The 21575-nt window shown below is 64.8% G+C and carries 19 protein-coding genes, 1 tRNA gene and 1 riboswitch; of the genes, 14 read left to right on the top strand and 6 right to left on the bottom strand.

Features of this window, described 5'->3' with window-relative positions; translation table 11 throughout:
• The 6 genes from ACROUL_RS00650 (at position 1) to ACROUL_RS00675 (ending at position 9573) form a co-directional block, all read left to right on the top strand.
• On the top strand, positions 1-4536 hold the full coding sequence (locus ACROUL_RS00650) for a MupA/Atu3671 family FMN-dependent luciferase-like monooxygenase (protein WP_431297635.1): 4536 nt from the start codon (positions 1-3) through the stop codon (positions 4534-4536).
• Positions 4533-5189 carry a 4'-phosphopantetheinyl transferase family protein gene (locus ACROUL_RS00655; protein WP_431297636.1) on the top strand — a complete coding sequence of 219 codons (657 nt, stop codon included), beginning with the start codon at positions 4533-4535 and terminating at the stop codon, positions 5187-5189. The genes ACROUL_RS00650 and ACROUL_RS00655 overlap by 4 nt, the downstream gene beginning before the upstream one ends.
• On the top strand, positions 5186-6124 hold the full coding sequence (locus ACROUL_RS00660) for a hypothetical protein (protein WP_431297637.1): 939 nt from the start codon (positions 5186-5188) through the stop codon (positions 6122-6124). The genes ACROUL_RS00655 and ACROUL_RS00660 overlap by 4 nt, the downstream gene beginning before the upstream one ends.
• A gap of 178 nt (positions 6125-6302) precedes the next feature.
• Positions 6303-6902: a polysaccharide biosynthesis/export family protein gene (locus ACROUL_RS00665; protein WP_431297638.1), complete on the top strand. Its 600-nt coding sequence runs from the start codon at positions 6303-6305 to the stop codon at positions 6900-6902.
• Positions 6903-6911: 9 nt separating this feature from the next.
• Positions 6912-8255: a hypothetical protein gene (locus ACROUL_RS00670; protein ID WP_431297639.1), complete on the top strand. Its 1344-nt coding sequence runs from the start codon at positions 6912-6914 to the stop codon at positions 8253-8255.
• Between the two features lie 52 nt (positions 8256-8307).
• Complete coding sequence (locus ACROUL_RS00675) at positions 8308-9573, top strand: DNA polymerase IV (protein ID WP_431297640.1); 1266 nt, start codon at positions 8308-8310, stop codon at positions 9571-9573.
• Here the strand turns inward: ACROUL_RS00675 and ACROUL_RS00680 are convergent, their stop codons facing one another.
• Positions 9574-10431, bottom strand: a complete 858-nt coding sequence (locus tag ACROUL_RS00680; protein ID WP_431297641.1) for an N-formylglutamate amidohydrolase — start codon at positions 10429-10431, stop codon at positions 9574-9576. It abuts the gene before it with no gap.
• A 155-nt stretch (positions 10432-10586) separates the two neighbouring features.
• Between ACROUL_RS00680 and ACROUL_RS00685 the strand changes: the two genes are divergently transcribed.
• The 8 genes from ACROUL_RS00685 to ACROUL_RS00720 all read left to right on the top strand — a co-directional run bounded on the left by ACROUL_RS00685 (position 10587) and on the right by ACROUL_RS00720 (position 15506).
• Positions 10587-10661: transfer RNA gene (locus ACROUL_RS00685), tRNA-Val, on the top strand.
• Between the two features lie 67 nt (positions 10662-10728).
• Positions 10729-10854, top strand: coding sequence for a type B 50S ribosomal protein L36 (gene ykgO / locus ACROUL_RS00690; protein WP_023666132.1), 126 nt, complete (start codon positions 10729-10731; stop codon positions 10852-10854).
• A 76-nt stretch (positions 10855-10930) separates the two neighbouring features.
• Entirely contained in the window at positions 10931-11542 is a 612-nt protein-coding gene (locus ACROUL_RS00695; RefSeq protein ID WP_431297642.1) for an FMN-binding negative transcriptional regulator, read from the top strand.
• Between the two features lie 57 nt (positions 11543-11599).
• Positions 11600-11905 carry a hypothetical protein gene (locus ACROUL_RS00700; protein WP_431297643.1) on the top strand — a complete coding sequence of 102 codons (306 nt, stop codon included), beginning with the start codon at positions 11600-11602 and terminating at the stop codon, positions 11903-11905.
• A gap of 3 nt (positions 11906-11908) precedes the next feature.
• Positions 11909-12517 carry a glutathione S-transferase gene (locus ACROUL_RS00705; protein WP_431297644.1) on the top strand — a complete coding sequence of 203 codons (609 nt, stop codon included), beginning with the start codon at positions 11909-11911 and terminating at the stop codon, positions 12515-12517.
• A gap of 203 nt (positions 12518-12720) precedes the next feature.
• Entirely contained in the window at positions 12721-13293 is a 573-nt protein-coding gene (gene petA / locus ACROUL_RS00710) for a ubiquinol-cytochrome c reductase iron-sulfur subunit (RefSeq protein ID WP_431297645.1), read from the top strand.
• Between the two features lie 12 nt (positions 13294-13305).
• Positions 13306-14643, top strand: a complete 1338-nt coding sequence (petB, locus tag ACROUL_RS00715; protein WP_431297646.1) for a cytochrome b — start codon at positions 13306-13308, stop codon at positions 14641-14643.
• Between the two features lie 14 nt (positions 14644-14657).
• Positions 14658-15506, top strand: a complete 849-nt coding sequence (locus ACROUL_RS00720; RefSeq protein WP_431297647.1) for a cytochrome c1 — start codon at positions 14658-14660, stop codon at positions 15504-15506.
• 52 nt (positions 15507-15558) lie between these two features.
• On the opposite strand, the gene ACROUL_RS00725 is transcribed toward ACROUL_RS00720, so the two are convergent.
• From ACROUL_RS00725 to ACROUL_RS00745, 5 genes are all read right to left on the bottom strand, one after another.
• Positions 15559-16266: an ATP-binding cassette domain-containing protein gene (locus ACROUL_RS00725; RefSeq protein ID WP_431297648.1), complete on the bottom strand. Its 708-nt coding sequence runs from the start codon at positions 16264-16266 to the stop codon at positions 15559-15561.
• Positions 16253-17803, bottom strand: coding sequence for a thiamine/thiamine pyrophosphate ABC transporter permease ThiP (locus ACROUL_RS00730; RefSeq protein ID WP_431297649.1), 1551 nt, complete (start codon positions 17801-17803; stop codon positions 16253-16255). Before ACROUL_RS00730 ends, ACROUL_RS00725 begins: the two co-directional genes overlap by 14 nt.
• The gene (gene thiB, locus ACROUL_RS00735) at positions 17779-18762 is read right to left on the bottom strand and encodes a thiamine ABC transporter substrate binding subunit (RefSeq protein ID WP_431297650.1); all 984 of its coding nucleotides are present in this window, start codon (positions 18760-18762) and stop codon (positions 17779-17781) included. Before thiB ends, ACROUL_RS00730 begins: the two co-directional genes overlap by 25 nt.
• A gap of 37 nt (positions 18763-18799) precedes the next feature.
• Positions 18800-18913: riboswitch (TPP riboswitch) on the bottom strand.
• A 33-nt stretch (positions 18914-18946) separates the two neighbouring features.
• Positions 18947-20737, bottom strand: coding sequence for a glycosyltransferase family 2 protein (locus tag ACROUL_RS00740; RefSeq protein WP_431297651.1), 1791 nt, complete (start codon positions 20735-20737; stop codon positions 18947-18949).
• 10 nt (positions 20738-20747) lie between these two features.
• Positions 20748-21560 (bottom strand): hypothetical protein, encoded by an 813-nt coding sequence (locus ACROUL_RS00745; RefSeq protein WP_431297652.1) that lies wholly within the window; start codon positions 21558-21560, stop codon positions 20748-20750.
• Positions 21561-21575: the final 15 nt, after the last annotated feature.

Below are 21575 nucleotides of genomic sequence, written 5' to 3' on the forward strand. Positions count from 1 at the left end.
ATGACACTGACCGCCCTTCTGATCGGCAACGAAAGCCTCGCAGCCGAATGCGGCAACCTGTGGCTGGACGAAGGCCATGGGATTGCCGCCGTCGTTACCCGCGACGCTCGCGTGGCGCGATGGGCTGGCGACCGGGGCTTGCGGGTGCTGGCGCCTGGGGCGGACCTTTCGGCGCGGACCGATGGTCTGATCTATGACTGGGTGCTTTCGGTGGCCAACCTGTCGCTGGTGCCGGAACCCGTGATCGCGCGGGCCAAGATGGGTGGTGTCAATTTTCACGACGGGCCGCTGCCCGGGTACGCTGGACTGAATGCTCCGGTGTGGGCCTTGCTGAACGGCGAGCCGCGCCATGCGGTGACCTGGCATCTGGTGACCGCGGGAATCGACGAGGGCGACATTCTTGTGACGCGCACCTTCGACATTGCCGCAGACGAGACCGCCTTCACATTGAACGCCCGCTGCTTTGCTGCGGCGCTGGACAGCTTTCCGTCGGTGATCGCCGCGCTTCAGGCGGGCGGCCAACCGCGACATGCCCAGCCAGTCGGGCCGCGTCACCTTTATCGGCGAGCCGACCGCCCTGTCGCCGCGGGCAGGCTTGATTTCACGAAGCCCGCCGAAGCGGTTGCGGCGCAGGTTCGAGCGCTGGATCATGGCGGCTATCGCAATCCGCTGGCGGTGCCGAAGATCGAAGCGGCTGGCCGGGTGCTTGCGGTTGGACGTGCGGAGGTTTGCACCGGGTCCGGCGCGCCGGGCACGGTGCTTGATACGGCATCCGGGCTTGTCGTCGCGTGCGGCACCGGGGCTGTGCGGTTGTCAGGGCTGACCGATATGGCCGGGTCGGCCGTCGCCGCCGCGAGCCTTGGCGTCACGCACTTGGCGTCGCCCGACGCCGCCGAGGCGCGCCGCCTCACCGAGGCTTTGGCCCAGGCGGCCGAGGCCGAGCAGCGGATCCGCACGCTGCTTGTTGCCAACGATCCCGCGCCGGTCGGCGGCCCGGTCACGGCTGCGCCCAAATGGGCATCCCTTGTTGTTGACGTTGCCGGCGTTGCACCGGCGCTTGTTGCCCTAGCTGCGCTGCGCGCGACCGGACGCACCGGCGGTGATGTCGCCTGGTCGAACGGTCCCACTGCCGTGCCCGGCTACATATTGCCATGGGTGCCACTGCGGCTGTCCGCGACCGGCCCGGCTGCGCAGGCCGAACCAATTGCTGCACGGGCCATTGCCGCAGCCGAGGCCGCAACAGGAATTGCCGCCGATCTTGTCTTGCGCGAGCCAAGCCTTGCGGGCTTGCGGGTGCCGCCGCTGGCCCTGACCCGGTCAGACCGCCCGGTCGAAGGGTCTGCTGTCACGCTGACGCTGGGTGCCGGATTGCTTTGGCATGACACAAGCCGCCTGTCCGCCAGCGACGCTGCCGCCTTGGCCGCACGCATTGTTCGCATAGCGCACGCCATTGCCGACGGGGCCGACCTTTCCACGATCACCGTCGCCTCGGCGGCCGAGGAGGCGCATCTTTCTGCCGCGTTGGCAGAGACGGCCCGCGAGTATGACCGCAGCCTGACCATTCCGGCGGCGATTCTTGCGCAGGCCGGCAAGGCGCCGAAGCACACCGCCGTCATCGCGGCAGAGGCTGGCATCAGCTATGCAGACCTGACCGCGCGTGCCGCGCGGATTGCGCAGGTCCTGCGCCAGATGGGCATCGGACGAGGTAGCTTGGTGGGCCTTGCCTGTCGGCGGAGTTCGGACATGGTGGCCGGTGCCATTGGCATCCAGTTGGCAGGGGCAGCCTATGTGCCGATGGACCCCGCCTACCCCGCCGACCGCCTTGCGCTTTATGCCGAGGATTCGGACTGCGCGGTGATCGTCACTGAAAGGGCCGTGGCGGGCGATCTGCCGACTGGCCTGCAGTATCTTGTGGTTGACGCCGACCCGCGCATAGCAGCTGCGCAGCCCGTGGCGCCAGACGATGGCCCGACCGCAGACGATCCGGCTTACGTTATCTATACCTCAGGGTCTACCGGGCGGCCGAAGGGCGTTGTCGTCACGCACCGCAACGTGATGAACTTCTTTGCCGGCATGGACGACACGCTGGGCACCGATCCCGGCATCTGGCTGGCCGTCACTTCGCTTTCGTTCGATATTTCGGTGCTGGAGCTTTTCTGGACCCTGACGCGCGGCTTCACCGTGGTCGTGGCCGACGACGCCAGCCGCACCAGCCCGTCGGGCGGGACCACCGTATCCTCGCGGAAGATGGATTTCAGCCTGTATTACTGGGGCAACGACGATGGCGCCGGGCCGCGGAAATATGAGCTGTTGCTGGAAGGCGCGAAGTTCGCCGATGCCAACGGGTTCTGCGCCGTATGGACGCCGGAACGACATTTCCACGCGTTTGGCGGCCCCTATCCGAACCCATCGGTCACCGGCGCTGCGGTGGCTGCGGTCACGAAGAACATCGGTGTGCGTGCAGGCAGTTGTGTTGCGCCGCTGCACCACCCCGCCCGGATCGCCGAGGAGTGGGCGGTGATCGACAACCTGACCAACGGACGCGCCGCGCTTGCGATCGCTTCGGGCTGGCAACCGGACGATTTCGTGCTGCGGCCCGAGAATACGCCGCCCGCCAACCGGCAGGCGATGCTGGACGTGATCACCACGCTGCGCCGGCTATGGCGAGGCGAGGCGGTCGGTTTCCCACGCAAGGATGGCACCTTGCACGAGGTCGTCACACAGCCCCGCCCGGTTTCGAAGGAACTTCCAGTCTGGGTCACCACCGCCGGCAACCCTGAAACCTGGCGCGATGCGGGCAAGCTCGGGGCGAACGTGCTGACGCACCTTCTGGGCCAGTCGGTTGCGGAAGTTGGCGACAAGGTGAAGATCTACCGCGCCGCGCTGGCCGAGGCGGGGCATAACCCGGCCGATTTCACGGTGACGCTGATGCTGCACACCTATCTGGCCGACAGCCGCGACGCTGCTCGCGAGGTGGCACGCGAACCGATGAAGGATTACCTGCGGTCGGCCGCGGGGTTGATCAAGCAATACGCTTGGGCCTTTCCTGCGTTCAAGAAACCGCAGGGTGTGTCGAACCCGATGGACATCGACCTTGGCAGCCTTGGGACAGAGGAACTCGAAGCGATCCTCGACTTCGCCTTCCTGCGCTATTTCGACGATTCGGGCCTGTTCGGCACCATCGACGACGCGGTCACGCGGGTTGAGGAGTTGAAGGCGATCGACGTGGACGAGGTCGCCTGCCTGATCGACTACGGCATTCCGACCGCGCAGGTGATGGCCGGCCTGAAGCCCCTAGCCGAGGTGCTGCGCCGCACCAACGGCGCGGGGGCCGAGGCCGACACCTCGCTGTCGGGGCTGATCACCCGGCACGGGGTCAGCCACATGCAGTGCACCCCCTCGATGGCGCGGATGCTGGCCGAAGACGACGGTGCGCGCGCCTCGCTTGGCCTGCTGAAGCGGCTGCTGGTGGGCGGGGAGGCGTTGCCCGGCAAACTGGCGGCCGACCTGTCGGGCATGATCGGCGGTCCGGTTCTGAACATGTATGGGCCGACCGAGACGACGATCTGGTCCTCGGTCGAGGCGACGATGGGGGCGGAGGGTGTGGTCAACATCGGCAAGCCCATCGCCAACACCGCGCTTTACGTGCTGGACGACGCCGGTGCGCCGGTGCCCGATGGCACCGAGGGCGAACTGTGGATCGGTGGCGAGGGCGTGGCGCAAGGCTACTTCCGCCGCGATGACCTGACGGCCGAACGGTTCCGCCCCGATCCGTTCGCGGGCAAGGGCCGGATGTATCGCACAGGTGACCTTGTCCGCCGCCGCGCCGATGGCAAGCTTGATTTCCTTGGCCGCGCGGATCATCAGGTCAAGCTGCGCGGCCACCGGATCGAACTGGGCGAGATCGAGACTGCACTGGAAACCGCGCCCGGCGTGCGGCAGGCGGTGGTCATCCCGCGCGAGGACCAGCCCGGCGACGTGCGGCTTGTGGCCTATCTGACTACTGACGCGAAAGTGGAGGAAGGCGCGCTGCGCGCGCATCTGGTAGAAACGCTGCCCGAGATTATGGTGCCCGCGCATTTCGTGACGCTGGACAGCTTTCCGTTGACGCCGAACCGCAAAGTGGATCGCAAGGCGCTACCCGCGCCCACGCTTGGGGCCACCAGTGCCGACCGCGCCTTTGCGCCAACGGAGGACAGCGTGGAGGATGCCATCGCGGGCGTCTGGGCGCGGGTTCTGGGAGTGCCAAGGGTCGGGCGGTCGGACAACTTCTTTGCGCTTGGCGGTCATTCGCTGCTGGCGGTTCAGGCGCACCGCGAACTGAAGGTGGCGCTGAAATCCGACAAGCTGGCGATCACCGATATCTTCCGCTTTCCCGTGCTTTCGGCACTGGCGGCGCATGTCGGCGGGGGTGTCGCACCTGCAAGCGCGGCGGCGGCGCAGGCTGTGTCTGCCGACACCGGAGCGCAGGCCCGCAACGATGCAATGGCGCGTCGGCGCGCAATGCGCGACGCCCGCGAAAGGGCATCGGGATGACCACCGTCCTGCGCACTGCCGAGATCGAACGGACGCTGGCGACGCTGTTTCCGGCAGACGTGGCCGTTGCGGTTGAACCGATCGTGCCGGGGCGTGAGGCAAGCCTGTGGCCCGGTGAAGCGAGCCATATTGCCGGGTCGGTGCCTGCCCGGGTTGCCGAATTTGCCGCCGGTCGGGCCGCTGCACGCCGCGCGCTGGAGATGCTTGGCCAGCCGCCTGCGGCGATTGCCACCGACCGTGATCGGGCGCCGATCTGGCCACCCGGCATCGGCGGGTCGATCGCGCACAACAAGACGCTGGCTGTAGCGGTGCTGCGCATGGGCGCACCGCTTGGCGTCGACATCGAGGAAGATACCGCGCTGGAAAGCGAGCTTTGGCCGGTGATCTGCACGCCGGAAGATCTGGCAACGCTGCCGGAGGTGGATCGGGGGCGTCACGTCCGCCACGTCTTTGCGGCCAAGGAAGCTGCCTACAAGGCGCAGTTTCCGATAACCGCAAGCCTGTTCGGCTTTGGCACTCTGGCGATCCGGCTGAATGGTGACAAGTTCACCGCGCGGTTCTGTCATCCGGTCGCGGGGCTTCATACGGGCCACGAGATGCATGGCCGCATCGGGCTGGCGCAGGGTCTGGTCCTGACGGGTGTTGCACTGTGAAACGTGCGCTTGTGGCGTTTGCCTTGGTATTGATCGCTGTCCCGGCTGCGGCCTTCTTTCATTCGACGGCCCCAGACGACGCGGAAATGGCGCGGCTTTTCGCAGCCCCTTTGCCCGCGCCGGAAGGCCCGCTTTCGGTCTACCACCTTGGCCACAGCTTGGTTAATCGCGACATGCCGGCGATGCTGGCGCAACTTGCCGGCGAGGGTCATTCTTACGACAGCCAGCTTGGCTGGGGCACCACGCTGAAGGCGCATTGGGGCGACGAGCCGATCAACGGCTTCGAGGCCGAGAACAACCACGACAGGTTTCGCCCCGCCCATGACGCCGTGGCCAGCGGCGACTATGACGCAATTGTCCTGACCGAGATGGTCGAAATCCGCGATGCGATCGCCTACTTCGACAGCCCGGAATACCTTGCGCTATGGGCCAACGCAGCACTTGAGGCGCGGCCCGACGTGCGGCTTTACCTGTATGAGACCTGGCACCCGTTGAACGATCCCGGAGGCTGGATAACCCGGCTGGAAACCGATTTTGCCCGCTACTGGGAGGCAGAGATCCTGCGCCCCGCGCTGGCTGAACTGCCGGAGGGAGCGGTGATCCATGTGATCCCGGCAGGTCAGGCGCTTGCCGCGCTGGTCGAGGCTGTCGAGGCGCAAGGTGGGGTCGGCAACCTGCGCGACCGAAACGACCTCTTCGCGCTGCAACCCGACGGGTCGCGCGACATGATCCACCTGAACGACCTTGGCAATTACTTCGTGGCGCTGGTTCACTATGCGGTGCTTTACCAGAAGGATCCGACCGGGCTACCGTTCGAGTTGACGCGGGCGGACGGAAGCGTTGCGACTTCACCGGCTCCCAAGGCAGCGCGGCTGATGCAGGAAATCGCGTGGCAAGCGGCGCGGTCAACGCCGCTTACGGGTGTTGCGCGCTGATTTAGCCCCCCAACTGCGGGAATCTGTGTCCTTCAAGCCGCTTACATGACAATTGCAACCTGGTCGGCACCATTTGGCTGCGGTTTCCTCTTTCCCATGCAGTTGGGTTTCAATATCGTGCCAACTGGTGTTGCCACCATCCGGCTTCATGCCGTGACGGAAGGGGAGATTGGTGAAAATGAAAGTTATTCGGGCTTTGGCCGCAATTCTGGTCGCGCTGCCGTTCATGGCAGTTCAAGGCATGGCGCAGGATTATCGCCTGCGTGCCGGCGATACCGTGCAGATCGAGGTGTTGGAAGACAACACGCTGAACCGGACGGCCATCGTGTTGCCCGATGGTCAGATCTCCATCCCGCTGGTCGGTTCGGTTCCGGCAGCGGGTCGCAGTCTGGCTGCCGTCCAGCAGGATCTGGCGGCACGGCTTGCACCGAACTTCGCCACTTCGCCGACAGTCTTCGTGACGATGAGTTCGCTGGCCGAACGGACGCCGTCCTCGCCGCGCACCATTGATGTGTTCGTGCTTGGTGCAGCCAACACGCCCGGCCGCGTCGAGATGAAGCCCGGCACCACCTTCCTGCAAGCGATTGCGCAGGCGGGCGGTCTGTCGCCGTTTGCCGCCAAGAAGCGCATCCAGCTGCGCCGGGTTGACCGGTCCGGCAACGAGCAGGTTTATACCCTGAACTACGATGCAATCGAACGCGGCGCCGTCAGCGGCGGCTCGACCCGGTTGATGGATGGCGACGTGATCGTCGTGCCGCAGCGCAAGCTGTTCGAGTAAAGGGTGACAATGCTTCGGTCCGTTTCCATTCGCGGCGCGCTGCTTGTTGGCGCGGCCACTGTCTCCGCCATACCTGCCATCGCGCAGGATGGCGGTCTGCAAATGGTTATCGGGCTTTCGCAGCGGCTTGAGACAGGGTCGAACTTCGATCTTGATGTTCCAGCCGATGGCACCGAAACGATCAGCACGACGCGCCTAAGCTTTGGGCTGACTGCCGTGACGGAAATAAGCCAGCTGACGTTCAACGCCTCGAGCGCCCTGCTGATCGAAGATTCTTTCGATACCGACGGGGTCGAGACCGACATCGGAAACCCCGACCTTTCCTTCGGCTACACTCGCGAAGTGGCTGATGCGGCGCTTGAAGCGACCGCGCGTTTTCGCAGCGACGATGTCGACGCTTTCGACACCTCCCTCAGCACCGATGAAGAGGCGGGCACGCTGACCGAGGCAGCCGCCGGCTTCCGCCTCGAAACCGGGCGGACGGCGTCAGTCGGTTTCGAGGTCGGGGCATCTTACGAAGAACAGGATTACGAAGACACCGTGGACCCGGATCTGGTCGACAACCAGACCGAGCGCGCCAACGTGGCTGCAATCCTGCGCTTCTCAGAAGTGATGACGGGACGTCTTGGCCTCGACTATACGCATACCGAAGAAGACGACGATGCCCAGAGCATCACTGATGATCTGACTGCGACGGCAGGGCTGGAATACATCCTGTCCGAAGGACTGACCTTGGCTGGATCGCTTGGCTACGCAGATATTGAAGACGAAGAATTCGGCGTGGTCGAAAATATCAGGGGTCCGGTAGGTAGGCTAGGCTTTGTCTACGGCATGACCAACGGCACGCTGAACGGTGAACTGGTACTGACCCGGACGGCCGATGAAGATGCGCGCACAACCTTTGCCATCGGTCGCGAACTTGTCCTGCCCGCAGGTACGTTTTCGGCACGCATCGGGGCCACCCAGACCGATGAGGCCGGCACTGATCTTATCGGAGCGGTTTTTTGGACGCAGGAGTTGCCCAGCGGTCAGATCGACCTGCGTGTCGAACGCTCCGTCAGCTATGACGATGACGACGACGAGGTCGTGGTCGATTCCGTCGCCGCGGTGGACTGGACTATGGACGTGAACGCGCTTTCTTCAATCGGGATGGATTTCTCCTACGCGATCTCCGACGCTCCGTCCGAGCGGGTCGAAGAGGCTGAGTTCGGAGCGACCTACAACTACTCCCTGACGGCCGACTGGGGGCTTTCCAGCGGCGTGCGTTACATCGTGCGCGACGATCTGGATGGCCGGGCAGAATCGCCTTCAGTGTTTATGGAAATCAGCAGGGATTTCGACTTCCTGCCGTAAATGGCGGTGGCTAATGCGTTGCGGGCGGGTGCGATGCACATATACTTAGTCCATGCCCGGACTATGCCGCGACTGCCTTAGCTTGATCGAGACCGGCGCGCCGGATGTTGTGCGCTGCCCGTCCTGCCGCTCTCCACGCCTGATCATCCACGCCGAACTTGACGCTCTGTCGATTGCGCACATGGATTGCGACGCGTTCTACGCCAGCGTTGAAAAGCGTGACAATCCTCACCTGCGTGACCATCCCGTCATTGTTGGCGGCGGCACGCGCGGCGTGGTATCGACCTGCTGCTACCTTGCCCGCATCAAGGGTGTGCGGTCCGCAATGCCCATGTTCCAAGCGTTGAAGCTGTGTCCCGAGGCGGTTGTGGTAAAGCCCCGCTTTGCGGCCTATGTCGAGGCCAGTCGCGCCATTCGCACCATGATGGAACGCCTGACCCCGGCGATAGAGCCGCTGTCGCTTGACGAGGCGTTCCTTGATCTGACGGGCACCCAAAGACTGCATGGGGCCACCCCTGCGGTGCTGCTGGCCGGGCTGACGCGCCAGATGGAGACCGAGCTTGGCTTGACCGGCTCCATCGGCCTGTCGCACAATAAATATCTGGCCAAGATCGCGTCAGACCTCAACAAGCCGCGGGGTTTTTCGGTGATCGGCAAAGCCGAGACCCTCGCGTTTCTGAGGCCAAAGCCGGTGCGGATCATCTGGGGCGTTGGCACGGCCACGCAGGCCGCGCTGGAGGCGGCGGGCATCCGCACCATCGCCGATCTGTTGCGCTGGGACCTGGCCGATCTGGTTGCTCGCTTTGGCAGCATGGGCGACCGGCTGTTCCACCTTGCGCGCGGGCAGGACACACGGCGCGTGACCCGTGACGAACGGTTGAAGTCGATTTCCAAGGAAACCACTTTCTTCGAAGACACCTCGGACCCCGAGCTTCTGGACGGCCACATCTGGCGGCTGGCGGAACAGGTGGCCGACCGCGCAAAGGCCAAGGCTTTGGCGGGCCGCACCGTCACGCTGAAACTGAAGAAGGGCGACTACCAGCTTGTCACCCGCCGCCACAGCCTGAGCGACCCCACCCAGTTGACCGACCGCATCTACCGCGCCGCACGCGAGCTGTTCGACCATGCCGGAACCAACGGCCCATTCCGCCTGATTGGTGTCGGCATCTCGGATCTCGCGCCCGAAGCGCAGGCTGATCTGTCGGGCGATCTGCTTGACCCCGACGCGCGCAAACGGGCCGCTGCCGAACGGGCGACCGATGCGATCCGCGCCCGATTCGGGGCGGAGGCGATCATCAGGGGGCGCGCGCTCCGCTAGTTATTCGGCTGCAAGTGGCAGAGCTTGCCGACCGATGCCTGCAAGTTCGGCCACGACGCCGGCCATCACCGCGCGAAACGCCTCGAAGCCGGGGGTCGGGATGACCCGCGCCTCGTCCATGTAAAGCGCACGGTCGATTTCGACCTGAATGACATGGCAACCGCGCGACGGGCGCCCGTAAGCCTGCGCGATATAGGCCCCGGCAAAGGGCGCGTTGCGCACCACGCGGAACCCGGCGGCGGCAAAGGCCGCCTCGACCTGTTCCATCACATCGCGCCCGGCTGCAGCGCCGAACCGGTCGCCCAGCACGACCTCCGGCTTTGGCTGGCCCGGCCGGGCATGCGCTTCGATCGCCTCGTGCGGCATCGAATGGCAGTCGATCAGCACCGCCTGGCCGAACCCGTTCAGCGACTCGTCGACCAGCGTCTTCAGCATGTGGTGGTAGGGGTGCCAGAAGCGGGTGATCCGCGACTCGGCCTCGGTCAGCGACAGCTTGCCGCGATAGATCGCCCGCCCACCAGCCACCACGCGGGGAATCACTCCAAGGCCGGACGAGATCCGCGGGTTGTGGGGCGGGCGCGCGATGCCGTCGATCACCGCTGGGTCAAGCTCATCCGAGGCGCGGTTGAGGTCGATGAAGGCGCGCGGGACGCGCGCCGCCAGCAACGGCGCGCCCAGATCGGGGGCCATGTCGAACAGCCGATCGACGAAGGCATCCTCGGAAGAACGGATCGAAAGCCGGTCCAACAGCGCGTTTCTGAGGAAATCGGCCGAATACTCGCGTCCGGAGTGCGGCGACGAGAAGATCACTGGTGTGGTCTGGCGCGCCGGGCGGCGCAATTCAAAGGCCTCTGACAAGGCGGGTAACCTCCGGACTGTCCGTGAGATATAGCGGGTTTGTCGCAAAAGCCAAAACCTCTTGCGGCCCCCGGCGCGGTTCAGTATAGACCCAGCCGAACGACGCGGTTCCGCCCGCGTCCTTTTCGTTTTGGGCGGGGAAGCATCGGTCATGTGGGCGGTTAGCTCAGCGGTAGAGCACTACGTTGACATCGTAGTGGCCACTGGTTCGATCCCAGTACCGCCCACCATTCACCGCCCAGCAATGGGCACGTTGTTTTCAATCGGCGCAGACGCGCCGCGAACAGGAGAAGCCTCATGAAGGTTGCGAACTCGCTCCGCTCGCTGAAGACGCGTCATCGCGATTGCCAGGTCGTGCGCCGCAAAGGCCGCGTCTATGTGATCAACAAGACGCAGAAGCGCTACAAGGCCCGTCAGGGCTGAGGCTTCCAGCAGCGACCAATACAAAGGGCCGCACGAGGGAAACCTTGGGCGGCCTTTCCTTTTGACCAGAGGCCTGATGCACACCAACCCCGCCTTCCGCACCGCGACCCGGGACGAAAACCTGGCCTTCGCCCGCCAGCGCGGGTTCGGCATCCTGATGCTCAATGGCGCAGATGGCCCGCTTGCCTCGCATATCCCTTTCGTGCTGGCCGAGGATGGCATGTTTGCCGAGCTCCATCTGACGCGGTCGAACCCGATCGCACGCGCCGCACACGGCCCGGCGTTGCTGGCGGTGTCTGGGCCGGACGCCTACATTTCGCCCGACTGGTATGGGCTGGAGGATCAGGTTCCAACGTGGAACTATGTCTCAGTGCACCTGCGCGGCACGCTTTCGGAAATGGACATCGACCTGATGAAGGGCCATGTCGATGCGCTGTCGGCGGTGCATGAAAACCGGCTGCTGCCGAAGCAACCCTGGCATTCTGACAAGATGTCGGAGGGCACGCTGCCGCGCATGATGCGGATGATCCTGCCGTTCCGGCTGACCATCGGTTCGGTCGAGGGGACGTGGAAGCTCAACCAGAACAAGCCAGACGAGGCCCGCGCCAAGGCTGCCGACGCGCTTTCCGCGCAGCCCGATGCGGGTGCGCAGGCGATTGCCGCCCTGATGCGGCGCAAGACTGACTGAGCGTTTACAGGGCGGCCCCTTGGCCGTAGCATCAGCCTGCCAAACCCGGAGGATGCCGTGCCCCTGCCGCTTGCCCCGCTATTGCCCCTTGCGCTGCGCCTGGGTGTGGTTGCCATAGCCGGTTTCGCAGCACGGCGCCTGGTCGCTGGCCGCCGCCACCCCGGCCGCACCGACCAGCGGATGGAGGATGCCTTCGACGATCTTAGCGAGGGTGTCGCCGTGCACCGACCGGCAGATCGCAGCGAACCTGATCTGTCGCAAACCAACGGTGCTGCGCGATTGCGCCGCACCGTCCAGATCGCTGGCCACCGCTACGAGGTGGATGCCGCCATCGCTACCCGCTTTCGCATTCGCAAAGGCTGACCCATGCACCTGTATTATGCACCCGCCTCGCCGTTCGTGCGCAAGGTGATGATCCTGCTGCACGAGGCGCAGGCCACCGACCATGTGACGCTGGTGCCCGCTGCCGGAAACCCGCTTGACCCCGGAAGCATGCCCGTGGCGCAGAACCCGTTGGGCAAGATTCCGGCGCTGGCCCGCGATGACGGCCCGGCGCTCTATGACAGCCGGGTGATCTGCCGGTATCTGGATGATCGCTTTGGCACCGGGCTTTACCCTGCGGCGCCGCGCTTGTGGGATGTGCTGACACTTGAGGCGACGGCCGATGGCATCGCAGACGCTGCCGTCCTGATGCGCTACGAGCAGGTGGTCCGGCCCGAATCCACCCGCTCGCCCGAGTGGATCGACGCACAGTGGGCCAAGGTCGACCGCGCCCTGACGGCGGTAGAGACGCAGTCGATGCCGCTTCTTCTGGGGCCGCTGACCATCGCGCAGGTTGCGATGGGTGCGGCGCTGGGTTACCTCGATTTCCGGCAAGCGGACCGGAATTGGCGCGCTGGCCGTCCCGCGCTTGCCGCATGGTGGGCCACCTTCGCCAAGCGCCCCTCGGTCGTCGCTACAGGGCCGGAAAGCTGAACCACAGCTTGCCAGACCGCCCAAACGCGGCGGATCAGCCACATAGACCTAGCGCGGCCGGAAATCCCGTCACTGCGCCCCTTTGTCCGCTGGACGATCCCCCGCAGCTTGGCTAAAAGCGCGGCGGTCAGGGGTGTGCGTTCGCATGCCCCCTCGCGATATTTGGCTGTCCGCGCGACGGCCGCTCAAGGGGAGAAGATCTCGTGTCCCACGCAGACGATCACACAGGTACCGGCCAAGGCACTCGCCGGGATTTCCTGTACTACGCGACCGCGGGTGCCGGCGTCGTCGCAACTGGCGCCGCCGTTTGGCCGCTGGTCAACCAGATGAACCCATCCGCCGATGTGCAGGCGCTGTCGTCGATCTTCGTCGATGTGTCGGCGGTCGAAGTCGGGACGCAGCTGACCGTCAAGTGGCTGGGCAAGCCGGTCTTCATCCGCCGCCGCACGCCTGAAGAAATCGAAGCGGGCCGCGGGACCGCGCTGGAAGATCTGCCCGACCAGATTGCAGAAAACGCCAACAAGCCTGACACTCCCGCCACCGATGAAAACCGCACGCTGGACGAAGCGGGCGAATGGCTGGTGATGATGGGCGTTTGCACCCACCTCGGCTGTGTGCCGCTGGGCGACGGCTCGGGCGATTTCGGCGGCTGGTTCTGCCCCTGCCACGGGTCGCACTACGATACGGCGGGTCGCATCCGCAAAGGCCCCGCTCCGCGCAACCTGCCGGTGCCTGTCGCGGCCTTCACTGACGAAACCACCATCAAGCTCGGGTAAGGGAACCAGATCATGGCCGGAATTCCTCACGACCATTACGAACCCAAGACTGGTGGCCAGCTGTGGTTGCACAAGCGGTTGCCGATCGTCGGGCTGCTTTACGATACGCTGATGCTGCCGACGCCGAAGAACCTGAACTGGATGTGGATCTGGGGCATCGTGCTGACCTTCTGTCTGGCACTGCAGATCATCACCGGCATCGTTCTGGTGATGCACTATACCCCGCACGTCGATTACGCCTTTGCGTCGATCGAACACATCATGCGCAACGTGAATGGCGGCTACATGATCCGCTACCTTCACATGAACGGCGCGTCGCTGTTCTTCTTTGCCGTCTACCTGCACATCTTCCGCGGCCTCTACTACGGCAGCTACAAAGCCCCGCGCGAGGTGACGTGGATCATCGGCATGATCATCTACCTTCTGATGATGGCCACGGCGTTCATGGGCTACGTGCTGCCTTGGGGCCAGATGTCATTCTGGGGTGCCACCGTGATCACCGGCCTCTTTGGCGCCATTCCGGGCATCGGCGCACCGATCCAGACGTGGCTGCTTGGCGGCCCCGCTGTCGACAACGCCACGCTGAACCGCTTTTTCAGCCTGCACTACCTGCTGCCTTTCGTGATTGCGGCACTTGTGGCGGTGCACATCTGGGCCTTCCACACCACCGGCAACAACAACCCAACCGGGGTTGAGGTGCGCCGCGGATCGAAGGAAGAAGCTGCCCGCGATACCGTTCCCTTCTGGCCCTACTTCGTGCTGAAGGACCTGTTCGCGCTGGCCGTGATACTGGCGGTGTTCTTCGCCATCGTCGGCTTCATGCCGAACTACCTTGGCCACCCCGACAACTACATCGAGGCAAATCCGCTTTCGACGCCTGCTCACATCGTGCCGGAATGGTACTTCCTGCCGTTCTACGCGATCCTGCGCGCCTTCACCGGCGATGTCTGGGTGGTGATCGCGGCTGAATGGGTGACCTTCGGCATCGTTGACGCCAAGTTCTTCGGCGTGCTGGCCATGTTCGGCGCCATCGCTGTGATGGCGCTGGCACCGTGGCTTGACACTTCGTCGGTGCGGTCGGGCCGTTATCGCCCGATGTTCAAGTGGTGGTTCGCGCTCCTGTGCATCGACTTCGTCGTTCTGATGTGGTGCGGTGCGATGCCTGCCGAAGAGCCCTATGCCACGATCTCGCTGATCGCCTCGGCTTACTGGTTCGCTTATTTCCTCGTGATCCTGCCGCTGCTTGGCGTCATCGAAAAGCCGCTGCCGCAGCCTGCGACGATCGAGGAAGATTTCAACGCCCACTACTCCCCGACGACAGGCGGCACCAAGACCGTCGCGGCCGAGTGAGAAAGGAACAGGAAATGTTCAAGAAAATCGCACTCACCGCCGCATCGGCGATCGTTCTCTCGGCCAGTGGCGCTTTTGCCGCCGGGCAAGAGCTGCACATCCCGGACGTGGCCTTCGCGCATGAAGGCCCGTTCGGAAAATTCGACCAGATGCAGTTGCAGCGCGGCCTTCAGGTCTACACCGAGGTCTGCTCGGCCTGTCACGGCTTGAAATACGTGCCTATCCGCACCTTGTCGGACGAAGGTGGCCCGGCGATGCCGGTAGACCAGATCCGCGAATACGCCAAACAGTGGACGATCACGGATGCCGAGACGGGAGAAGACCGCGAAGGTGTGCCGACCGACCACTTCCCGCATTCAGCCCTGTCGAACGCGCCCGATCTGAGCACGATGGCCAAGGCGCGGGCCGGTTTCAGCGGTCCTTACGGCAGCGGCATGAATCAACTGTTCAAGGGCATGGGCGGGCCGGAATACATTCATGCGATCCTTGTCGGCTACGAAGATCCGCCGGAATGTGCTGCCGATTTCGAATCCGACGGTTATTACAACCGCTACTTCATCAAGGGTGCGGTTCCCGACACCTGCAAGAATGAAGAAGGCCATGTGATGATCCAAGGCAGCTGGATCGCGATGCCGCCTCCGCTTTCGGACGACCAGGTCACCTACGCTGATGGAACCGCGGCGACTGTCGATCAGATGTCGATGGACGTGGCGTCGTTCCTGATGTGGGCGGCCGAGCCGAAGCTGATGGCGCGCAAGGAAGCGGGCTTTGTCAGCGTGATCTTCCTGGTGATCCTGTCGACGCTGCTTTACCTGACCAACAAGCGCATCTGGGCAGGGGTCAAGGGTCGCAAGACCGCCTGATCCAGACCTAAATGACAGCAGACACAACCCCGCCCTTAAAGGCGGGGTTTTTTCATATCTTCCCGGCTGGCCCCAGATAGTTGCGCAAAGCCGGGGGCGGGTCTGCGAAAAGGCGCGCGGTCGGGACCGGCGCATCGGCCACACCATCGGCCACCAGAACCACCGCCTCGGCAAAGGCTTTCGCATCGGCCGGGTCATGCGTGACCATCAGGACCAGCGCCCCGTTTTCGCCCGCGACCTCGGCCACCAGCGCCAGCATTTCGGCCTTCAGGGCCGGCCCTAACGCCGCGAACGGCTCGTCCAGCAAAAGCATCGGCCGGGCCCGCAAAAGCGCGCGCGCCAGCGCCGCCCGTCCCGCCTGCCCGCCCGACAACTCGCCCGGCCTGCGCTGGCCAAGCCCTGCAAGCCCGACCCGCTCAAGGGCAGCATCCACGCGCCGTGCCTCTGCCACCGAAAGCCGCAGGTCGGGCTGCAGGCCAAGCCCCAGATTCTGCGCCACCGTCAGGTGCGGGAAGAGGTTCTGGTCCTGAAACAGTATGCTCAGGGGCCGCGCGCCCGGCGCCAGCCCGCCGATATCGATGCCGTTCCACCGCACCGCGCCCGATACCGGCGGAAAGAATCCGGCAATCGCCGCCAGCAGGCTTGATTTCCCCGCCCCCGACGGCCCGATCACCGCCACCCGGCCTCCCGGCGCGACGGACCAGTTCGCGGTCAGCCGAAAGCCGTCCTGCGCCAGAACCACCTGATCAAGCTGAAGCACGGCGCCCTCCCCAATCACACAACCAGAACAGCCCGAAGCTGAGGCCAACCAGCAGCAGCGCCGCCCCCGCCGCAGCGTCCATCCGGTAGGCCCCCGTCAGCTGTTGCACGACCAGCGGCAAGGTGCCCTGATCCCCGCCGGCAAAAAGCGTGATCACCCCCAGATCGCCCATCGACAACGCCGCCGCCACCCCAGCGCCAAACCCCACGGGCCTAGCCAGCCGTGGCAGCACGACCCAGCGCCAGCGCGCCCAACCTTGTACGCCAAGGCTGTCGCTCAGGCGGCCATAATCTCCCGCCACGGTCTGCGCATCGGGCAGGACCAGTCGGTAGACGTAGGGCAGTGCAAGCGCGGTGTTGACTAGGACCGTTACAGGCACCGCCACCGCCAGGGGCGAGATTACCGGCTGCACGATCAGAAACAGCCCGGTGCCCAGCACCAGACCCGACGTGGCCAGCGGCAACACCGCAGCCGCCTCAAGAAACGGAAATCCGCGCGCCCGCTGGGCCACCGCGTCGGCCAGCATCAGCGCCACCGCGACGGTCATGGCCGCCGAGACAATGGCAACCAGAACCGACCGTAGCGCTGCCGAGAAGACCACGTCGGGCGCCTCGGCCAGTCCCGGCACGCCCCGGAGCACCACTGCGCCCAAGGGCACCAGCAGGAACAACGCAGCCGCCGCGATGGCCGCGCCGTCGGCCCAGCGGCGCCATCCGCCCGGCCCGGCGATAACGATGCTGCGATCCAAGCCCGCGCCGAACCCCACCTGCCGCGCCAGGGCGAACACCAGCCCCGCCGCGACCGCACACAGGCCCAACTGCACAAGAGCCAGCAACGCCGCCCGCCCGAGATCGAAGTCGAAGCGCACCGCCTGATAAATTGCCAGTTCGACCGTGGTCGCCGCAGGCCCACCGCCCAGCGTCAGGACCACCGCAAAACTGGTCAGGCAGATCACAAAGATCACCAGCCCTGCCCCCGGAAGCACCGCTCGCAGCATCGGCCGCTCCAGATGCCGGGCCACCTGGGCCGGGCTGAATCCTAGCGAAGCAGCCAGCCGGAACCGTTCGGCAGGAATTGCCTGCCAGCCTTGCAGGATCATCCGCACAGCCAGAGGCAGGTTCAGGAACACATGCGCCAACAGAACGCCGTACAGCCCATAGATCGACACCGGCGGCAGGCCCAGCCCGCTCAAAAGGTCGTTCAAGATCCCCGACCGCCCGAACACCGCCAACAACCCCAACACCGCCACCATCGCCGGCAACAGGAACGGCGCGCCCATCAGCGTGATCAGGGCCTGCCGCCCAGCAAACCGCCGCCGCGCCAAGGCCCGTGCCACCGGCACCGCCAGCCCGACCGAGATCAGCGCCGACAGCGTGGCCTGCAGCAGCGTGAACCGCACCGCCGCCCAATCCTGCGGCGCCAGCACCAGCCGGCCTGCCCCGGCGGCGACCGCAACCAACGGCCCCGCAACCAGCGCCAGCAGCACCGCTGCCAGCGCCAGCGGGCCAAGGTTCAGCGGGCGAGCGCGGTTTGCCATTCAGCCAGTGCCGCATCCCGCGCGGCCATCGCCTCATCCGGCGACAGCAGCAGCGATTTTGTGGGGCGGAAGGCGTCGAACCCCTCTGGCAGACCCGCCGCCGGGGTTACTGCGGGATACATCCAGTTGGTTTCCGGGATCACCGACTGGAACGCGTCGGTTGTCAGGAACGCCATGAACTGATCGGCCAGCGCGCCCTGATCGGTGGCGGCCAGCTTGCCCGCGACCTCCACTTGCAGGTAATGCCCTTCTTCGAACAGCGCGGCGCCCTTGCCGGCGTCACCCTCGGCGATCAAGTGATAGGCGGGGGATGTGGTGTAGCTCAGCACCATATCCGCCTCGCCCTCAAGGAACAGCCCGTAGGCTTCGGACCAGCCGGGCGTGACGGTGACGATGTTGTCGGCCAGACCGGCCCAGATTTCGTTTGCGCGGTCGCCGTAAGCGGCCTTCACCCAAAGCAGCAGGCCAAGGCCTGGGGTCGATGACCGCGGGTCCTGAATGACGATCTTCAGGTCCGACGCCGCCAGCGCCTCGAAGGATTTCGGCGGGTCGGTCAGCTTGGTCTTGTCGTAGACAAAGGCGAACCAGCCCCAGTCGAAGGGCAGGAACAACGGGTCGTCGAACGCCACCGGCAGCGCGGTGGCTGCCACCACGCCATGTGGTGCGAAAAGACCCGTCGCTGCAGCGGCAGCCGTCAGGCTGGTGTCGAGGCCAAGCACGACGTCAGCCGTGGACGCGGGCCCCTCAAGCTGGACACGCGCGAGAAGGGCGGCGCCATCGCCTGCACCGACGAATTGCAGGTCGCAGGCGCAGGTCGCCTCGAAGGCGGCTTCCACCTTTGGCCCCGGTCCCCATTCGGAAACGAAGCTGTCGTAGGTCAGCACAGTCAGGACAGGCGTCTCAGCCAAGGCCGGAACGGCGATGGTCGCAAGGCCCGCAGCAAGGAGGGTGGTTTTCATCAGGTTTCTCCATGTGCGACGGATTGGTCGGGAGATGGAGTAACCCATGCACCTTCCCTCCGCCGGTATGATCCGGTTCAGGTTCGACGGGTTCACTTTCGCATCTCAGCCGGCAGGCGTTTTCACCCTGACGGCACCCCGAGGTGAGACCAAGAATAAGCGCTCTTGCGTCAGGTGCAAGAGGTCATGGGCGGCTGAGACACAGCGACCCGTTCGTCTCGGCGCCTGCATCCTCGGCAAAGCCCAGGGCGGCAAGTGCCGGCACCAGCCGGTCGCGCGCAGTCGCCACTTCGGACGGGTCGAGAAACGGGATGATGACCCGCCGCACGCCCGCCAGACGCGGCCCGGTCAGCGCATCGGCCCCCAGAAGCGCGCCCGCAAAGCGCAGCACATCAGGCCGGTGTGCGGCGATCAGCCCGGTCAGCCCAGCCCAATCGCCGCCCGCGTTCAGCGTGGCTTGGGAAAAGGCTATCCCCGCCGGGTCCGGAAAGTTCCGCGCCACCAGCGCCTTGGCAAAAGCCAGCAGCATCGGCCTTTCGTCATGCAGGACGATTTCAAGCGCCGGGTTTCCCATCCGGGCGCGCAGTGCGGTGAAGCCTATCCCGCAATCCAGGTCCAGAAGCCGCGCGTATCCCGCCACGAAGCCGTGGATGTTGCGCCCGTGTCTGCGGTCGAATTTACCCGACCGCAGCACTTCGATCGAAGCGGCGGTAAACACGCGCGGATCGACGGGAACATGCAGTCCCTGATTGTTCACCACTTCAATCGGCACGTCGGGCGGCAACACCGATTGACCGCTGATGTAGGGAGAGGTGAACGGCGATCCCCAGCCCGGCGGAGGCGGCGTCCGCCTTTCGTCCTTCGGCAGTTCAGACCGACGCTGTTCCAGCTTGGTCTGTACGGCAGCAACCTTTTCCGGGTCGCGCGCCTTGGGCGGTTTCGCCACTACCTGCGTGATCGGCACGTTCGATGCCGCAACCAGACCCTCGACCAGCACCTGATACGCCTCCGACTGACGGTATTCCGCCAGCCGCGCCTCGGCCTGTGCATGCGCCGCCTCGTGCAGACCGCGCAGGGTCTTGTCGCGCAACAACTCTGCCATGATCTCGGCCCGCCGCGCGCGGTGGTGCGCGATGCGCGTGTCCTCCACCTCGTTGCGGTCCTGCAGCGACCAGTAATCGGAGTTGTACTTGTCTTTCTTCAGGTTCGCGTTGCCCCGGAACTTGCGCAACGAATAGGCATCCATCGACTTGATGGCGTAGTGGTTGATCTGCGCCCAGTCATAGCCCACCGTCCGCCTGATCGACCGCCACCCGCGAAACTTGAACCAGTCCTCCAGCGGGCGGCCCGACCCGTTTACCCAAAGCACGCTGTCGGGATAGTCGGTTTCCTTGTGGTGCGCCTTGATGATCGGACGGTGCATTCCCAACCGAAGGTATTTCGGGTCGAATTTCAGCAGCGTCTTGGTACCCCAACCCTTGTTCCAGAACTCGGGTGCGGCGCGGGTGAACTGTTCGGTAATCGGGGCGCGGCTCCAGTCACGCACGCCCGACGATCCAAAGATGCGCCAGGTCAGCACCATCGCTGACGCCTGCATCGTGGTCAGATCGGCCACCATCCCATCCAGCGTATGCGAGGGGTGGTTGATGCAGAGAAACTCATCGGCATCCAATACCAAAAGCCAGTCCGACTCGCGGATCAACTCTTCCTGCACCGCCAGTTTCAGCATTGACGGATGCGGCTTCAGCCCCGGCGGGATCACGTTCTCGCGGTGATGGACGCCGATATCCATCGCCTCCAGCCGCTTCAGCATTGCATCCGTGCCGTCGGAACAGTCGTTGGTGTAGACCATCACGTCGGTAAACCCGACCGACAGGTGATGCGCGACCCACTCCACCACGTAAGGCCCCTCGTCCTTCATCGTGGACAGCGCCACAAGCGACCCGTGCGGGCTGGACTGCTTCAGGATCGGCATGGCTGCCCGGTCATTCTTCCAGCGCGGCGGTGGGGTCGATCTCCAGCTTTTCGCACATCCGCGCGATGTAGCTTCCCTTCAGGGGCGGGTTTTTGCGCCACCAGGGGCGTGCCGCATTGGTGTAGATGTGAACTGACATGGTGTTGTCGGTGAAATGACCCTCGACGGATGAATGCGGGTCATAGAACACGTCATTCAACTGGAAAGGCACCGGGTACAACGTATCCGCACCCATCGCCTTGTCGATGTCGCCTGTCTTCGTGGCGAAATGGGTAAAGGCTTGCGGGCCGAACGCGGTGCGCTCAGTCTGGTAGATACGCACCGGCTTTGGCAGGCTGGACGGCAGCTTGTCCATCTTGCGCTTTTGCTTGTTGCCCCACCATGCTGGATAGTCGGGCAGGTTGTCGTAATAGGCCAGCAATTCCTCGATCAACCGCCCGGTCTTCGGCATTGCCACCACACCGCAGTTCAACGCCCCGCGCATCCCGTGCCCGGCGTAGATATGGTCCTGCCCCTCGGGGAACGGCTTGTGGCAGTAGGCGTCGCAGTCGATCCAGATCGCCCCCGTTGCCGCGATCATCTTGTAGCGAAACACGTTCGACAGGAACGAGGCCGAGGTTTCCGCCACAATCGCCCGGTCGATCTGCATGATCTCCGAGGCCGGCCGCACCTCGACGCCCTCGGGCACGTTGCGAACGCTGTCGGTGCAGTAAAGCGTGACCGGATGGCCCTGCACCAGATGTGACTTCAGGCACAACTGGTTGACGTAATGCAGGCTCTCCCCGATCCAGAGCGAGGCGACAGGTCGACGGTTCAGAGTCATTCGGTATCCATTCTG

The organism is Tabrizicola sp. BL-A-41-H6 (genome assembly GCF_050632395.1).
Lineage (GTDB): Bacteria > Pseudomonadota > Alphaproteobacteria > Rhodobacterales > Rhodobacteraceae > JAUYQR01.

What these genes read in the sequence shown, in the direction of transcription:
- ACROUL_RS00675 (WP_431297640.1), top strand. Translation starts at nt 8,308, where the DNA reads ATGCCCGGACTATGCCGCGACTGCCTTAGCTTGATCGAGACCGGCGCG.
- petB (WP_431297646.1), top strand. Translation starts at nt 13,306, where the DNA reads ATGGCCGGAATTCCTCACGACCATTACGAACCCAAGACTGGTGGCCAG.
- thiB (WP_431297650.1), bottom strand. Translation starts at nt 18,762, where the DNA reads ATGAAAACCACCCTCCTTGCTGCGGGCCTTGCGACCATCGCCGTTCCG.
- ACROUL_RS00650 (WP_431297635.1), top strand. Translation starts at nt 1, where the DNA reads ATGACACTGACCGCCCTTCTGATCGGCAACGAAAGCCTCGCAGCCGAA.
- ACROUL_RS00665 (WP_431297638.1), top strand. Translation starts at nt 6,303, where the DNA reads ATGAAAGTTATTCGGGCTTTGGCCGCAATTCTGGTCGCGCTGCCGTTC.
- ykgO (WP_023666132.1), top strand. Translation starts at nt 10,729, where the DNA reads ATGAAGGTTGCGAACTCGCTCCGCTCGCTGAAGACGCGTCATCGCGAT.
- ACROUL_RS00705 (WP_431297644.1), top strand. Translation starts at nt 11,909, where the DNA reads ATGCACCTGTATTATGCACCCGCCTCGCCGTTCGTGCGCAAGGTGATG.
- ACROUL_RS00655 (WP_431297636.1), top strand. Translation starts at nt 4,533, where the DNA reads ATGACCACCGTCCTGCGCACTGCCGAGATCGAACGGACGCTGGCGACG.
- ACROUL_RS00695 (WP_431297642.1), top strand. Translation starts at nt 10,931, where the DNA reads ATGCACACCAACCCCGCCTTCCGCACCGCGACCCGGGACGAAAACCTG.
- ACROUL_RS00720 (WP_431297647.1), top strand. Translation starts at nt 14,658, where the DNA reads ATGTTCAAGAAAATCGCACTCACCGCCGCATCGGCGATCGTTCTCTCG.
- ACROUL_RS00730 (WP_431297649.1), bottom strand. Translation starts at nt 17,803, where the DNA reads ATGGCAAACCGCGCTCGCCCGCTGAACCTTGGCCCGCTGGCGCTGGCA.
- ACROUL_RS00670 (WP_431297639.1), top strand. Translation starts at nt 6,912, where the DNA reads ATGCTTCGGTCCGTTTCCATTCGCGGCGCGCTGCTTGTTGGCGCGGCC.
- ACROUL_RS00745 (WP_431297652.1), bottom strand. Translation starts at nt 21,560, where the DNA reads ATGACTCTGAACCGTCGACCTGTCGCCTCGCTCTGGATCGGGGAGAGC.
- ACROUL_RS00740 (WP_431297651.1), bottom strand. Translation starts at nt 20,737, where the DNA reads ATGCCGATCCTGAAGCAGTCCAGCCCGCACGGGTCGCTTGTGGCGCTG.